Origin of the sequence: Kitasatospora albolonga, assembly GCF_039535905.1 — a bacterium.
In the GTDB taxonomy this organism is placed as follows: Bacteria; Actinomycetota; Actinomycetes; order Streptomycetales; family Streptomycetaceae; genus Kitasatospora; species Kitasatospora albolonga.
In genome coordinates, this window is the sequence record NZ_BAAAYB010000038.1 from 18,327 (window position 1) to 33,319 (window position 14,993).

General features: G+C 74.3%; 11 protein-coding genes and 4 pseudogenes. 7 read left to right on the forward strand and 8 right to left on the reverse strand.

The window, feature by feature from the left end; genetic code table 11:
- The first annotated feature begins 23 nt into the window (after nt 1-23).
- Both ABD946_RS10425 and ABD946_RS10430 read left to right on the forward strand, forming a co-directional pair.
- On the forward strand, nt 24-731 hold the full coding sequence (locus ABD946_RS10425; protein WP_345282257.1) for a substrate-binding domain-containing protein: 708 nt from the start codon (nt 24-26) through the stop codon (nt 729-731).
- 14 nt (nt 732-745) lie between these two features.
- Complete coding sequence (locus tag ABD946_RS10430) at nt 746-1,411, forward strand: response regulator (RefSeq protein WP_345282259.1); 666 nt, start codon at nt 746-748, stop codon at nt 1,409-1,411.
- 7 nt (nt 1,412-1,418) lie between these two features.
- Here ABD946_RS10430 and ABD946_RS10435 read toward each other — a convergent pair whose 3' ends face one another.
- The 4 genes and pseudogenes from ABD946_RS10435 to ABD946_RS10450 form a co-directional block, all read right to left on the reverse strand.
- Nucleotides 1,419-2,603, reverse strand: coding sequence for a sensor histidine kinase (locus tag ABD946_RS10435; protein WP_345282261.1), 1,185 nt, complete (start codon nt 2,601-2,603; stop codon nt 1,419-1,421).
- 43 nt (nt 2,604-2,646) lie between these two features.
- Nucleotides 2,647-4,044 (reverse strand): FtsX-like permease family protein, encoded by a 1,398-nt coding sequence (locus ABD946_RS10440; RefSeq protein WP_345282263.1) that lies wholly within the window; start codon nt 4,042-4,044, stop codon nt 2,647-2,649.
- Between the two features lies 1 nt (nt 4,045).
- Nucleotides 4,046-4,790: pseudogene (locus tag ABD946_RS10445) on the reverse strand (ABC transporter ATP-binding protein).
- A gap of 178 nt (nt 4,791-4,968) precedes the next feature.
- A complete protein-coding gene (locus ABD946_RS10450; RefSeq protein WP_345282265.1) occupies nt 4,969-6,252 on the reverse strand; it encodes an MFS transporter in 1,284 nt (427 codons plus the stop codon).
- Between the two features lie 108 nt (nt 6,253-6,360).
- Here ABD946_RS10450 and ABD946_RS10455 point away from each other — a divergent pair, with 108 nt between their 5' ends.
- Nucleotides 6,361-7,041 carry an SMI1/KNR4 family protein gene (locus tag ABD946_RS10455; RefSeq protein ID WP_345282267.1) on the forward strand — a complete coding sequence of 227 codons (681 nt, stop codon included), beginning with the start codon at nt 6,361-6,363 and terminating at the stop codon, nt 7,039-7,041.
- A gap of 105 nt (nt 7,042-7,146) precedes the next feature.
- Here the strand turns inward: ABD946_RS10455 and ABD946_RS10460 are convergent, their stop codons facing one another.
- On the reverse strand, nt 7,147-8,934 hold the full coding sequence (locus tag ABD946_RS10460) for a hypothetical protein (RefSeq protein WP_345282269.1): 1,788 nt from the start codon (nt 8,932-8,934) through the stop codon (nt 7,147-7,149).
- A 241-nt stretch (nt 8,935-9,175) separates the two neighbouring features.
- Between ABD946_RS10460 and ABD946_RS10465 the strand changes: the two genes are divergently transcribed.
- From ABD946_RS10465 to ABD946_RS10480, 4 genes and pseudogenes are all read left to right on the forward strand, one after another.
- A complete protein-coding gene (locus ABD946_RS10465) occupies nt 9,176-9,499 on the forward strand; it encodes a putative quinol monooxygenase (RefSeq protein ID WP_345282270.1) in 324 nt (107 codons plus the stop codon).
- 1,770 nt (nt 9,500-11,269) lie between these two features.
- Nucleotides 11,270-11,386, forward strand: a pseudogene (locus ABD946_RS42600) (hypothetical protein); the annotation flags it as partial.
- Between the two features lie 126 nt (nt 11,387-11,512).
- Nucleotides 11,513-11,917 (forward strand): RICIN domain-containing protein, encoded by a 405-nt coding sequence (locus tag ABD946_RS10475; protein ID WP_345282274.1) that lies wholly within the window; start codon nt 11,513-11,515, stop codon nt 11,915-11,917.
- 83 nt (nt 11,918-12,000) lie between these two features.
- On the forward strand, nt 12,001-12,603 hold the full coding sequence (locus ABD946_RS10480) for a hypothetical protein (RefSeq protein ID WP_345282276.1): 603 nt from the start codon (nt 12,001-12,003) through the stop codon (nt 12,601-12,603).
- 136 nt (nt 12,604-12,739) lie between these two features.
- On the opposite strand, the gene ABD946_RS10485 is transcribed toward ABD946_RS10480, so the two are convergent.
- The 3 genes and pseudogenes from ABD946_RS10485 to ABD946_RS10490 all read right to left on the reverse strand — a co-directional run.
- On the reverse strand, nt 12,740-13,741 hold the full coding sequence (locus ABD946_RS10485; protein WP_345282278.1) for a penicillin-binding transpeptidase domain-containing protein: 1,002 nt from the start codon (nt 13,739-13,741) through the stop codon (nt 12,740-12,742).
- A 190-nt stretch (nt 13,742-13,931) separates the two neighbouring features.
- Nucleotides 13,932-14,231, reverse strand: a pseudogene (locus ABD946_RS42605) (NTF2-like N-terminal transpeptidase domain-containing protein); the annotation flags it as partial.
- Between the two features lie 219 nt (nt 14,232-14,450).
- Nucleotides 14,451-14,993, reverse strand: a pseudogene (locus tag ABD946_RS10490) (hypothetical protein); the annotation flags it as partial.

Below are 14,993 nucleotides of genomic sequence, written 5' to 3' on the forward strand. Positions count from 1 at the left end.
CCACCAGCAGCGAAGGCATCCCCTTGAACGAGCCCAGCCTCCTCCCGACCCCGCCCGCCCTCCTCGGCCTCTCCTCGATGGCCGTCCGCCCCCTGCTCACCGAACTCGCCGCCCGCCTCGGCAGCACGCCCGGCCTGCCCGTCCGCTTCGAGGCCGCCGGGGGCGTCGAGACCGCCCGCCGGATCCGGGCCGGCGCCCGGGCGGACGTGGCCGTGCTCGGCGCCGACGCCCTCGCCGCCCTCCACCGGGAGGGCCACCTCGCCGCCGCACCGCTCCCCCTCTGGGACTCCGAGACCGTCGCCGCCGTCCCCGACACCACCGCGGCCCGTCCCCTCACCACCCCCGAGGACCTGTACGACCTCCTCCTCTCCGCCCGCACCGTCGCCCACTCCACCGGCCCCAGCGGCACCGCCCTGCTCGCCCTCCTCGACCGCCTCGGCCTCACCGGCCGCCTCACCCTCCGTCAGGCCCCGCCCGGCGTCCCCGTCGCCGCCCTCCTCCGCGACGGCACCGCCGACCTCGCCTTCCAACAACGCAGCGAACTCACCGGCCACCCCGGCATCCACCTCCTCGGCCCCCTCCCCGGCCCCACCGCCATCACCACCACCTTCTCCGCCGCCGTCCTCGCCACCTCCCCCCACCCCACCGAGGCGCACCACCTCCTCCGCCTCCTCGCCGCCGACGAGGCGTCACCCCGCACCCACGGCCTGAGCCCCCACCGCCCCCGGTGACGTTTAATCGGGGCATGAACGAGCGTGCGTTGCGGGTGGTGCTGGCCGAGGACTCCGTCATCCTCCGCGAGGGGATGGTGGAGCTGCTCCGGGCCCGGGGGTGCGAAGTGCTCGCGGCGGTGGGCACGGTGGCGGAGCTGACGGCCGCCGTCACCACGCACGACCCGGACGTCTGCGTGCTGGACATCCGGATGCCGCCCACCCACACCGACGAGGGCATCCGGGCGGCCGTGGAGCTGCGGGCGGCCCGGCCCGGGCGGCCGGTGCTGGTGTTCTCGCAGCACCTCGAAGCCGCCTGGGCCGCACGCCTGCTGGAGGACGGGGCCACCGGGGTCGGCTACCTGCTCAAGGAACGCGTGGCCCGCACCTCCGAGTTCGTCGAGGCGCTGCACCGGATCGCGGACGGCGGCACCGCGCTCGACCCCGAGATCCTCACCGCCGTCCTGCGGAACGGCCGCCGCCGCAGTGTTGTGGAGGAGCTCACCGCGCGCGAGCGCGAGGTGCTGGAGCTGATGGCGCAGGGCCGGTCCAACCGGGCGATCGCCGAGGCGCTGGTGGTCTCGGAGCGGGCGGTGGAGAAGCACGTCGCGGCGGTGTTCGCCAAGTTCGGCCTGCCGGCCACCGGTTCGGACAACCGCCGGGTCAAGGCCGTCCTCACCTACCTCGCCGAGTCCGCCTGACGCGCGCTCAGAGCGCGGTCGGGAGTTCGGCCGTGACGGTGGTGGGCCCACCCGGCGGGCTGTCCACCCGCAGGGTGCCGTCCACGGCCGCCAAGCGCTCCCGCAGCCCCGCCAGCCCGCCACCCGGTGCGGCCACCGCCCCGCCCCGCCCGTTGTCGCTGACACTGAGCCGCACCCTCCCCGCCCGCGACCGCAGGGCCACCTCGGCCCGGTCGGCGCCGCTGTGCTTGGCGAGGTTGGTGAGGAGCTCGGCGGCGCAGAAGTACACGGCCCGTTCGATCGCCGGGTCCGGCCGCTCCCGCAGGTCCACCGTCGTGGTGACCGGGACGGGGGCGGCCCCGGTCAGGGTGGGCAGCGCCGCAGCCAACCCCTCGTCCAGGGCGACGGGGTGGATGCCCCGGGTGAGGCGGCGCAGGCCGGTGATGGCCGAGTCGGTCTGCTGTCTGGCCCGGTCGAGCAGGACGCGCATCCGCTCCGGGTCGACCGCGTCCGGAGCCCCGGCACCGAGCGCGTCGTCGGTCAGGGAGAGCGTGATGGCGATGGCCACCAGCTCGGCCTGGGTGCCGTCGTGCAGGTCCCGCTCCAGACGGCGCAGGTCGTCGGTCGCCCCCGCCAGCAGGGCGGAACGCGCCCGCTCCAGCTGCCGCACCCGCTGCTGCGTCCCGGCCGGTCCGAGCAACTGCCGCGCCAGGTAACGGTTCAGACGGTCCATCGCCCGGAGCGCCGCCGGCACGGCGACCAGCACCCCGACACCCAGCACGACGCCGGCGGCGGTGAACCACCACTGCGGCCGTTCCGCCTCCGGCATCGCCAGCGCGACCAACGGGAAGGCGACCAACCAGGCTCCGCCGAGCGGCAACGGGACGGCCACGGCGAAGGTCAGCACGCCGACCGGCAGCCGCAGGCCCAGGTACAGCAGACTGCGCCAGCCCACCGGATCGGTGAGCCCCGCCCTGATCCGGGCGAGCACCCCGCCGCCGCGCGGAAGCGGCGCGGGCGGCTCCACCACCTCCCCCAACAGCGTCCCCACCAGCCGCCGTTGCAGCCCGGCGATCCCGCGCGCACCGTACAGTCCGGCGGCCACCAGGGGCAGCCCGAGCAGGGTGAGCGAGAGCAGCGTCCCCGCGTACAGCACCGCCAGCGCGTACACCCCGCCGAGCACCGCCACCGGCAGCCCCAGGACGGCGAACACGAACCGGCCCGTTCCCCTCCCCGCCCTCCCCGCCCTCGCCACCTCAGCCACGCCGACCGCCCGCCGCGGTCACCGCCGGGCCGGCCGAGACCAGCAGGCCCGTCCCCAGGACGCTCGGCAGCGTCAGTGCGGCCGCCCCGGCCACGATCCACCCGAAGGTCACCCACGGCACCGCCGACAGCACCGACCCGGTGAGCGCGCGGCTGAACGCCCCGCCCGCGGTGAACGCCACCGCCGACCCGAGCAGCACCCCGGCGACGGCCGTCAGCAACGCCTCCGCACCGAGCATCCGGGCCAGTTGACGGCGCGTCGCCCCGACCAGGGTGAGCAGGGCGAACTCACGGCGCCGGTCGGCGGTGAGGGCCACCAGGGTGTTGACGGTCGCCACCGCCGCGAAGCCGGCGAGCATCCCGAACTCGGACTGCCGCAGCCAGGTGTCGATCTCCGAGGTGACGGTCTCGAGCCCGCTGCCAGGCGGAAGGGCGGCGGCGGTCAGCCGCTCGACGGTGGTGGTCATGAGGACCATGGTGCCCGCCAGGCCCGTGAGCAGTGCGATCGGGATCACGGCCGACGACAGGCGGTGCGCGTAGCCGCGCAGGTTGGCGTCGGCGAGCCAGCCCGTCCGGCGGGAGGACAGCCGCACCACCAGGCCGGGGAGGGCCGTCACCGCCCGGGCCGCCGGCGGCCCCAGCAGCCCGACGGCCGCCAACAGGACCAGCGCCGCCAACAGCGCGGCCTGGCCCGACTTGTCGGGCGTCGAGGTGGCGGCGAGCCGCACCAGCGCCGCGCCTCCCGCCAGGCCCGCCAGCCCGGCAACCACCCGCATCAGACCGGTCCCGGCCGCCTCGTCCCCGCTCTCCGCCAGGGCCGCGGCCGGGGCGATCCGGGAGATCCGGCGCACCGCGAGCTCGGTGGCCGCCAGGGCGACCAGCAGGGCCGCCACCAGGGCCACCGCCGACGGCACGGGCGTCCCGGGCACGCTCAGACCGGCCGGGGCCATCCCCCGCACCGTCAACTCCCGCAGGAACCAACGCGCCCCCGCCGTCCCGAGCACCCACCCGGCCGGGCCGACGGCGAGCACCACGGCCACCACCTGCCGCCGCACCAGCCGCCTGGCCTGCCGGGGCGTGGCGGCCACGGTGCGCAGCAGGGCGAGGTCCCGGTACTGCTGACGGACCGTGAAGCCGAGGGCGTTGACCACGGTGAAGAGCGAGACCAGTACGGCGATCTCGCCGAACGCGCCGGCTATCAGCACCAGCCCCGGCCCGGCCTCCGCCGCCCGTGTGCCGGGCGGCGCCGAGACCTGGGCCGCGACCAGGGAGCCGAACAGGGTGACGGTCGCCTGGGCGAGCAGCAGCGCCGCCCCGAGGCCCAGGAAGGAGGCGGGGCGCAGGCTCAGCTGCCCGAGGGCGAGACGCAGCACGGCAGTGGTGTCGGCCATCTCAGGCTCCCGTCCGGGCCAGGCGGTCGGCGACCAGCTGCGCCGAGGGGCGGTCAAGATCGTCGACGAGCAGACCGTCGGCCATGCACCACCACCCGGTCCGCGTACCCCGCCGCGACGGGGTCGTGCGTGACCATCACACAGGTCTGCCCGTCCCGGTCGACGCCCTCGCGCAGCAGTCCGAGCACCTCGTGTCCGGTGGTCCGGTCCAGGGCCCCGGTCGGCTCGTCCGCGAAGAGCACCGACGGACGGGCCAGCAGCGCCCGGGCGATCGCCACCCGCTGCTGCTGCCCACCCGACAACTGCCCCCGGCCGGTCACCCTCCCGCCCGGCCAGTCCGACCCGCGCCAGCACCTCCCGCACGGCCGCTCGTTCCACCCGCCGCCCCGCGAGCCGCCCCGGCAGCTCCACGTTCTGCGCCGCCGTCATGGCGGGCATCAGGTTGAACGCCTGGAAGACGAACCCGACCTGACTGCGCCGCAGCTCCGCCAACCGCCGCTCCGGCAGCCGCGAGACCTCCGTCCCGCCCCACCACACCGACCCACTGCTCGGCCGGTCCATCCCGGCCAGACAGTGCAGCAGCGTGGTCTTCCCCGACCCGGAGGGCCCCCATGACCGCGGTGAAGCTCCCCCGGCGCAGCTCCAGGCTCACCCCGCGCAGGGCATGGACGGTCCGACCGCCGCGCCCCGTAGGACCGGTGCAACTCCCGCACGGAGGCGGTGACGAGGGATTCGTTGGTTTCCATGCCCCCATCCTCGACACCCCGCCCACCACGATCGACCGTGCTCACACCCGACCCGGGGGTTCGGTTTTCCGTACCCCCGGGTCGCCACGTGTGGCCCTCCCGCTCCTCACCCCGGCCGTAACCAAGGATGGCCGTGGCATCGCGACGGTCCGCGACGAGGGCGGGCGCCCCGGCCGGCTCAGGCGGCCACGGTCTCCGGATCGGCGGCCGGTTCGGTGCGGTCGGTGAGGTGGCGGACGGCCGGGACGGCCAGGAGGAGGAGGGCGGAGGCCACGCCGATGGCGCTCATGGTGTAGAGGGTGGGGCGCAGGCCTGCGGCGGTGGCGATGGGGCCGGCCAGGACCAGACCGAGGGGCATCAGGCCGGAGGAGAGCAGGAAGTCGTAGGAGCTGACCCGGGAGAGGGCGTGCTCGGGGATGTGGGTCTGGAGGCTGGTCTCCCAGAGGACGAAGAAGAGCGAGACCCCGACCCCCGTGACGGCCTCCAGGATGGCCACCACCCAGACCGACGGACCGGCGCCGATGATGACGGCCTGACAGGAGGCCACCGCCAGCGCGGCGGCGCCGAGGGCCAGCGGCTTCGCCGGGCGCAGCCGGTAGGCCAACAGGTCGCCCGCCACCGCGCCGATGCCGAAGGCCACCGTCACGATCGACCAGCCCTCGGCCCCGCCCCACTCCCGCTCGGCGAGGACCGGCCCGAGGACGAAGATCGAGGGCAGCACCACCACGTGGTAGACGCCCATCGCCGCCATGCCGGACCAGACCCAACTCCGCGACCGCACCTGGCTCCAGCCCTCCCGCAGCTCCGCCAGGAAGCTCGCCCCGGCCGGGGCGTCCGGGGCCGGTGCGGTGCGCGGGCGCAGCCGCGCCAGGAAGGCCGCGCTCACCGCGAAGCTGACCGCGTCGACGGCGAGCGCGCCCCCGGGCCCGGCCAGCGCGACCAGCCCGCCGGCCAGCGCCGGGCCGAGCACCAGACTGGCCGACTGCACCAGGCCCCGCAGGGCGTTCGCCTCCCGCAGCCGCTCCGTGGGGACCAGCAGCGGCAGCAGCCCTGTGGCGGCCGGCATGAAGAACGCGTCGGCCGTGCCGAAGACCATCATCAACACGACCAGGTAAGGGACTTGGGCCTGACCGGTGAGCAGCAGCAGCGCCACCGCCCCCTGGGTGAGGCACCGCACCAGGTCGGAGACCAGCATGATCCGGTGCCGGGGGAAGCGGTCCGCCCACACCCCTCCCGCAAGCGTGAACAGCAGCATCGGGACCAGCCCGGCCGCCGCCACCAGCCCGACGTCGGCCATGGATCCGCCGATGCCCAGCACCGCGAACGGCAGCGCCACCATGGTGATCCGGTCCCCCAGGACCGAGAGCGCCTGCCCGGCGAACAGCCGGGCGAACTGCGGCTCCTCGCGGAGCACCGGGGGCAGCAGGGGTTTCACGGCGGGACCAATCGGCAGAGCGGGCATGAGCAGCCCGATGCTAGGGAGCGCCCTCCCTTCCTGTCTCCTGAGTTTCCCCGCACGGCCCGCGCCGGAGGCCACCGGCCGGGGCGCCCGCCGGGTAGCCTCGCGGGCGTGATCACCGGAGCGTCCGTCCTCGCCCGTCTGCACGCCTTGGCCGCCCGGGTGCCCTACGACCCGCGCGTCCTCCCGGGCGCCCGGCTGCCCGTCCCGGCACCCGCCGAGGTGGCCGAACTGGTCGGCCGGATCGGCGGGTTCACCGTCCCGCCGGTGGAGTTCACCCTCACCGGCCATCCGCGCCAGGGCTCCGACCACGGTCTGCCCGAGCCGCACTGGGTGCTCTCGGACGACGGCGGCGGCGGTCTCACCTGGGTCGACCTCGCCCCGGACGGCGGCTGGGGGCGGGTGCTGATGCAGTACCGCGAGGGCGGCCTCTTCGTCCAGGCCGACTCCCTCGCCTCCTGGCTGGACCGCCTGCTCACCACCGCCGAGGAGATCGCCGACGAGTACGGCCCGGACGAGGACCCGCAGTCCTACGCGGACGACTTCTGGGACGCCCTCCACCCCGAGGGCCCCGAGCTCCCGCTCCACCCGGCCGCCGCCCTGCGCACCCCTGCCGTCGATCCGGTGCTGACCGAACTCGCCCACCGCGTACCGGAGTCGACCCTGATCGCCGACCTCCGCGCCGCCGCCCCCGGCAGCCGGGCCCGCTTCGACCGGCACCTCCGCTGGTACCGCCTCGTCCGTGCCACCGACGCCCCGGTCTTCGCCGCCATCCCCCGCGATCCGTCCTGACCGGCCACCACCTCGACGCACCTGCAACCACCGTGCCCCGCGACCGAACTCGTCCTGTCGCGGTCGAGCGGTCGCGGGGCGGCGGGAGCGCGGGCCGAGTCGTACCTACGCCCGATTCCGGGTCCGGTGACGGCGAACGGCCAGCAGCGTGAGCGTGCCGAGACCGATGGAGGACAGCGCGAGGGCCGCAGCGGTCAGATCACCGGAGCCGAGCCCCGTGTCGGCGAGCTGGCCCTTGGCCTCCTGTCGGCATCGGGCATCGTGTGTGCCCGGCGCGCAGGTGGGCGCGGGCTTGACGGTTGCCTGCGTCGGCACGGCTGTCGCCGTCCGGGCCGGGCTGGGAGCCACGCTCGTCGGGGTCTGCGTGGGCACCGGCTTGGGTGTCGGTGTGGACGTCTGGGTGGGCGTGGGCGTCGGCATGGGCGTCGGCGTCGGGGTCGGGACCGGCGCCCCGACACAGTTGATGGTCGCTTCGGGCTTGTTGTCGGTGGTGATCCGACACGTGTTCCCGAGGCTCGAACCAGCGTTGACGGAGCCGTTGTTGGTGGTGACGGTGATCGTGTTGCTCCCGCCGTCGCCGGCGTCGATACGACCGCCGTTCACATCGGTGGTGATCTGGTTGCCGGTACCGGCGACGATGATGGTGCCCGCGTTGCCCTGGCCGGGGCCACCTGCCTTCCCGGGGCTGCCCGGAGTGAAGGGCTGGCTCGAATCGCTGCCTCCGCGCCCGCCCCCGGCACCGCCCGGACCCGGCTTGCCGCCGGTGGCCTTGACCGAGCCGGCGCCTTGGGCCGGGCCGCGCAGGGTGGTGCCGGTACTGCCGGCGCCGCCGTCTCCGCCGCGACCGCCCTGGCCCGGTCCGGCCCCCTGGTAACCACTGGGCCCGCCGGGCCCACCCCAGCCGCCCTCGCCGCCGATCACGCGGATCTCGTAGTCCTCGCCGGGGCTTCCGGTGGTGGTGAGGGTACTGCCGGAGATTCCGGCCCCGCCCTGCCCTCCCACCCCGCCGGGCATGGTGGGCGCCCAGTTACCCCGCCCCTCGTAGCCGTTCCCGCCGGCCCCACCGGTGAGAAGCGCGGTCTTCGTGACGGTGACGGTGGCGTCGAGGACTCCGGCCCCTCCGGGGCCGCCGTCGCTGCGGTTGCGGCCCGTACTCGGGTCCGTGTCGTACGCGGGGCTTCCGCCGCGGCCACCGTCGGCAAGGAGGACGCGAGCGGTGACCGTTCCGCCGACGACCCCGGGGGCCCCGGCGCCACCGGGAAGGGTGTTGCTGCCGCTGCCTCCCGTGAAGTCAGCCCATCCCCCCGTCGTGATCGTGCAGTGGTCACTTCCGGGTGCGGCGCCGCGGCCGGTGTCGCCGCCGCCGTGCAGACCGATCCAGCCTCGCTTGCCCGGAGCGGTGATCGTGCAGCCTCGGCCGCCGGCGCCGGCGGTACCGGTCTCGAGGAGGCCGGTCTCTCCTCCGCCGAAGCCGTCCACCCTGTAGTAGCTGGCCGAGGTGGCGATGTCGACGGTGCCGTTGATGGCGTCGCCTCGCATGCCCGAAGGGGAAACCCCGTTGCGACGCGGGACGGTGACGGCGATGACCCCGTTGCCGGTGTACTTCAGCGTGGCGCCTGCGGCGATGCCGGGGGCACCGGGCACGTTGGTGATGATGATCTGGGTGTTCCCGCCGCCGACCGTCCAGTCCTGCGACAGGCCCTGGGTGCACGTGTAGATGGTGCCCTCGCGGGAGACGTCCTCGGGAAGGGGGACCTCCGAGATCTCTCCGGCGGACTCGGTGCAGCCTGGTGGCAGGGCAGCCGCAAAGGCGGGCGGCGCACTCACTCCGAGCCCCATGAGCACCGCCGCCAGCGGAGGCACTGTGCGTGGGAAGAGCAATCGCATGGACATGGCGGACTCGTCTCCTGATCCGGGCAGGGGCAGGCGCGGCCGCGCACAGGCGGCCCGCTACCGTCGGTGATGGGCCATCACGCTGAGCGGCAACGTACCGTCCGACCTGGTCGGATCACCGCAACCATGCCGACCTGAGGCCGTGCCTCCCACCCCTTGCCCAACAGGCAGCCGACCGCCCGCCCCGAGCGGGAAAGGGAGGTCACGCCGTCCCCGGCCACGGGATGCCTACAATCGGCGAATGATCTTCATTGTGGTGAAATTCCCCGTCAAGCCCGAGTACGTCGACGCCTGGCCCGAGCTGGTCGCGGAGTTCACCCGCGCCACCCGCGCCGAGGAGGGCAACCTCTGGTTCGAGTGGTCCCGCAGCCTCGAGGAGCCCGACACCTACGTCCTGGTCGAGGCCTTCGCCGACGGTGCCGCCGAGGCCCACGTGACGTCCCCGCACTTCGCCGCCGGCCTGGAGACCATGCGCCCCCTGGTCACCCGTACCCCCGAGATCGTCAGCACCACCATCGAGGGCGCCCACGGCTGGAGCCGCATGGGCGAGCTCCAGATCGACTGACCCCGCCCCGGCGACCACCGCCCACCGGTTACGCCCGGCACCGACACGGAACCCCCGCATCCCACATCAGATGCGCAACTACCCTGCGCCGCCCGGCCGTTACCGTCTGCGGCCGGGCGGCGTCCGGCAGATTTTCTTCGAAGAACCGGGCGACATTTCCGTTATCCCCGCTCCGCCACGGGTCTCCTACGCGTCGGCACGCATTACTTCCCCGTCTGCCGACGAGGAGACCCATGTCACGCAAGAGGCAGTCACACCGCCGCCGGAGCCGTCGCGGAGTGGCCTTCGCCGCCGCGGCGGTCGCGGCAGGACTGATCGCGGGCACCTTCGCCCTCACCACCGGCTACGACAAGGCCCCGCACGTCTCGGCGGACGCGCCGGTGGTGCAGGAGCTGGTGGAACCGACCGCCGCCAGTGCACCGCAGCACAAGGACAAGCCCGTCCCGGTCAGCTCGGTGCCCAAGAACGACCCGGCCAAGGGCCTCGTCTACACCGGCCTCGTCCCGGCCGAGGCCGGTGACCGCTGCGCGGGCGTCTACAAGGCCGGCGAGGGCGAGCACCAGTGCACCCACGGCCCGGACGCCCCGCCGCCCGGCAAGGACGTGCAGAAGGACACCGCACCGGCCGTCACCGGCGGACAGAAGGCCGCGGACCCGACCGCCTCCGGCGGCGAACTCCCTTCTCCCGCCGACTTGCTGACCGCCGCCGCACCCGTCATCGACCTGCGCAGCGGACGCCAGCTCACGGCCGCGGCCGCCGCACCCGCCGCCGACGCCTCCGGCGCCGCACCGGCCGCTGCCGCGGCCGAGGGCTCCAAGGTGGTCTGCGACGGCGACGGCTCGACCGGCAACCGCGTCCAGGTGCTGTACGTGCACGGGCCCGGCAAGGACCGCTTCGGGCAGTACCTGGCCTCGTTCAAGAAGTGGGCCGCGGACACCGACGTCATCTACAACGCCAGCGCCCAGGAGACCGGCGGCACCCGCCACGTCCGGTACGTCACCGAGTCCGACTGCTCTGCCTCGGTGCTGAACGTCGAGCTGTCCGACGCGGCGCTCCAGGAGTTCGGCGCGAGCAACAAGGCGCTGGCCGCCCAGGGCTTCAACCGCAAGGACCGCAAGTACATGATCTTCGCCGAGGCGAACGTGTACTGCGGCATAGGCACCTTCAACGGCGACGAGCGCCCGGGTCAGGACAACCTCTCCAACTTCGGCCCCTCCTACGGCCGCACCGACAACGGCTGCTGGGGCGGCTCGACCGCCGCGCACGAGCTCGGCCACAACCTCGGCGCCGTCAACAACAGCGCCCCGCACACCAGCAGGGGCGCGCACTGCGTCGACGAGTGGGACATCATGTGCTACTCGGACTCGCCGTACTACCCCAAGATGCAGACCGTCTGCCCGAACCGGGCCTCGGACGACCGCCTCGACTGCAACCACGACGACTACTACAACACCGCGCCGCAGCCCGGTAGTTACCTGGCCACGCACTGGAACGTCGCCGACAACCGCTTCCTGCTCCGCGACGGCGGCACCACCCCGAACCCGACGCCGAGCCCCAGCCCGACCACCGCGAGCCCGAGCCCGAGCCCGACCAAGTCGGCTTCGCCCAGCCCGAGTTCGAGCGCGATGCCCAGCCCGAGCCCCAGCCGCTCGGCGACCGCCTCCCCGACGCCGACCCCCACCACCGCGAGCCCCACCGCCTCGCCCTCCCCGACCGGTCCCACCACCGGCCCCCGGGGTGACGGTCGGCCAGACCACCGCCGTCTCGGCCGTGCTCAGCTGGTCCGCGGTCGCCAGTGCGCGCGGCTACGACGTCCAGGTCGACGGGCGCTCGCTCGCGATCGTCGGCTCCACCGTGGTCCGCCTGGTCGGCCTGCAGCCGGACACCCAGTACAAGGTCGCCGTCGCCGTCCAGGACGCCTCCGGCAAGGTCGGCCGCCCGGGCCAGGCCACCGCGTTCCGCAGCCTCAAGGCCGCCGGCCCCGCGCCCACCACCCCGGGCACCCGCTACCTGGTGACCAACGACCTCACCGGCCAGGCGGCCGACATGTGGGGCGGCTCCACCCGTGACGGTGCCGTGCTGATCGGCTACCAGCGCACCGGGTACAGCAACCAGCAGTGGCTCTTCGACGACGCCGGTGACGGCTACCTGCGGATCCGTTCGGCCAAGTCGGACAAGTGCCTCCAGCTCGGCGGCTCCGCGGTCGCCGGGCAGTACGTGGCGCAGCAGCCGTGCTCCGCCTCCGACGCCCAGAAGTGGCGGATCGGCGCGGCCGACCACAGCTTCGTCCTCACCGCCAAGGGCTCCACGCTGGTCCTCGGCACCAGCAAGCGCTGGTACTACGGCGGTTGGCTGCTGGAGCTCCAGCAGCCCAACGGGCAGTCGTACCAGAACTGGAGCATCCAGGCCGCGGCCTGACGCACCGTCCCTCGGCCGGTGGTGGTGCGGGGTACCTCCCCGCACCACCACCGGCCTTCCCCACCCTCGCCCCAGGAGCCCCCGTGCGCCGCCGCCCCCTCGCCGCCGCCCTCGCCGCCCTCGCCCTCCTCTCCCTCGGCACCGCCCACCCCGCCGCCGCCCACGGCGACACCATCGCCTTCACCGTCACCGCCCTGGTCGACGGCCACCTCACCGTGACGGCCACCTGGCAGAACGACCACGACCCGGTCGACGAGAGGGTCGCCGCCACCGTCAACGCCACCAGCACCGACGGCCGCACCGTCGGCCCCTGGCCCCTCGTCCCCGTCCAGGGCCCACCCGGCACCTACACCACCGCCCGCCAACTCCCGCCCGGCCACTGGTCGGTGGCCGTCGACTCGGGCTTCCCGGCCCTCGGCCACGGCGAGGCCGAACTCGACGTCACCGCCGTCCCCGGCACCGCCCCAAGCCCGACCGCCGCCCCCTCCACCTCGGGCCCCGCTACCGTCTCCCCCAGCGCCGCAGCTACCGTCTCAGCCACCCCGACCACCACCACGACCGCCGGAACACCCCCCACCACCGGCCACGGGACCCTCATCGCCACGCTCATCGTCGCCGGAGCCGGCACCGCCGCCGTGGCCATCGGCGCCCCCCTGGTGGCCCGCCGCCGCCGACGCTCCCGTTGACCCACGACGTCAACTGCCGCAGCGCACACCGCACCAACCGATGAGCGGCCCGGCACAGCAGCCACCGAGCACGGTGCGGGCCACCCGCTCGCGCGGGGCCGGCCCGGGCACGGGTCGGGCACGGGTCGGGGCAGGCTCAGCCGTTGTTGCCCAGTTGGAGCAGCTTGCCCACCGCAGGCGCGGCGGCGTCCGAGCCGTGGCCGGCGCCCTCGACCTCGGCGGCCACCGCCAGGTTCCCCCGGTACCCGGTGAACCAGCTGTTCGCCGTCCGGCCGCTGACCTCGGCAGTGCCGGTCTTTCCGGCCGCGCCGGGGATGCCGCCCAGGGCCTCGGCGGCGGTGCCGCTCTGGACTGCGCGCCGCATCATCGACTGCAGCTGGCCGAGGACCGTGCCGTCGAGGCGGCGGGCGGCCTTGGACTGGGGCAGGCCGGGGACGAGGATCGGCTGGCGGAAGACACCGCTCTGCACCGTCGCCGAGACCGAGGCCATCGCCAGCGCGTTGGTCTGGATCCGGCCCTGCCCGATGTACGCCATCGCGATCTGCTCGGCGTTGGTCTCGGCCGGGATCTTGGTGTCGAAGTTGCTGAGGCCCGTCCGCCAGACCTGGCCGAGCCCGAAGACTTCCTTGGCGATGGCCGGCAGGCTGCCGGCGGAGAGTCTGGTTCGCCCGGCCTCGATGAAGGCGGTGTTGCAGGACTGCGCGAAGTCGTCCTTGAAGGTGTAGCCGAGCCGGGCGTCCGGGAAGTCGTTGGGCACCAGGCGGCCACCGGCGTCGGTGTTCTTCGGGCAGGCCAGCGGGGTGTCGGGGGTCAGGCCCGACTCCAGCAGTGCGGCGGCGGTGACCACCTTCATGGTCGAGCCGGGGGCGATGACGGCGGGTGAACGCCCGGTTCTGGCTGGACGCCGGATTGTTGGCCAGCGCGAGCACGTGGCCGGTGCTGGGCTCGATCGCGACGATCGAGGCGGGCCCGGACCGCTCCTTGACGGCCGCCTCGGCGGCGCGCTGGAGGTCGGCGTCGATGGTGAGCTTCCGCTGCTCCCCGTTCTTGGGCTCGGTGATGGTGAACAGGGGCTCAGGCGCCGTCGCGCCGCCCGACTGGGTGACCACCACTCCCTGGCCGGCCTCCGTCGGGGCATCCGTCGTGCCGAAGTCCACCTGCCCCAACAGGGCCGCGATGGACGGGAATTCGGCCACCGGCCGGCCCTTCCGGTCGACCACCTTGGACAGCGACGCGGTGACCGGCCGCACCGCGAGGGCCTTACCGGCGTTGGTGAGCTTCGGGTGCACCACGCTCGGGTCCCAGTGCACCACGGCCCGGCCGTCGCTCAGCTTCACCATGGCGACCCTGCCGTCGTACTCCCAGGGGCGGGCCGCTCCGGCGAACTCCACCCGGGCCTTGAAACTCACCGTCAAGCCGTCCGGCCCGATGGTCGTACCCGTCGCGGCGGCCGGGACGAGCGCCACCGCCGTCGGCTTGAGGTCGTCCCGGAACCGGGCCAGGGCGAGGTTCGCGGCTCCCGGCTGGTCGGTGTGCTGCCCGGCCTCCTCGTAGTCGCCCGCCGCCCAGGCGGCGAGGAACGCCTTCGCCTCCTTGGCGGCCGTCTCGGCCGACGGGGCCTCGGCCACCGGCGTCGCCGCCGACGCCACGGCGGACGTCCCGTCCGAGCCCTTCGAACCGCCGGTGATCCCGTTCCACAGGTTGTAGGCGGCCAGACCGCCCCCTGTGAACATCGACGCCGTCACGACGGCGATTCCGACCTTGGCAGCCTTGTGCATCTGGTTCCCCCCTGGGATGACGTACGTTCGAAAGACATCTGCATCTGCCCGCCCGTCGGCAGGGCCCGCTCAGCCCGGGAGCTTCCACGCGGGAGCGGTGGCGACGGCCTTCAGCTGATCCATGGTCAGCGCCGGGCTGTGGCGCGTGAGGGGCCGCATCAGGTCGGCGCTCCGGTGCGCCGCCACGATGACGATCAGCCCGTCCGGCCGCAGTGCGCGGACCGTCCACCAGCCCTCGTCCTTGCTCTCCAGCAGCCGGGTGCCGTCCGGCAGGGTCTGCGCGTCGGCGTACTCGGCCGGCGGGTTCAGCAGGTAGAAGCGCCCGTCCCGAACGTCGACCTCCACCAGACCCGGGCCCTCGGCGTCCTTCACGGTGAAGCTGACGTACCCGTCCTTGCCCGTGGTGTCGGCCGGAACGAGCCCGCTCGGCAGCAGGGGGGTCGCGACGGCGAGGACCTCCTCGCTCGGGAACCACTCCGCAGCGCCGGACGGCTCGACGGCGGGGAGGTCCGCCACCACGGCGTCCCAGGCGGGTGAGGTCATGGCAGCGGTCGCCTGATCAGCCGTCAGCGGCAGCGCGGCCCCGCCCGGCGAGGCCGACTTGTTCGACGT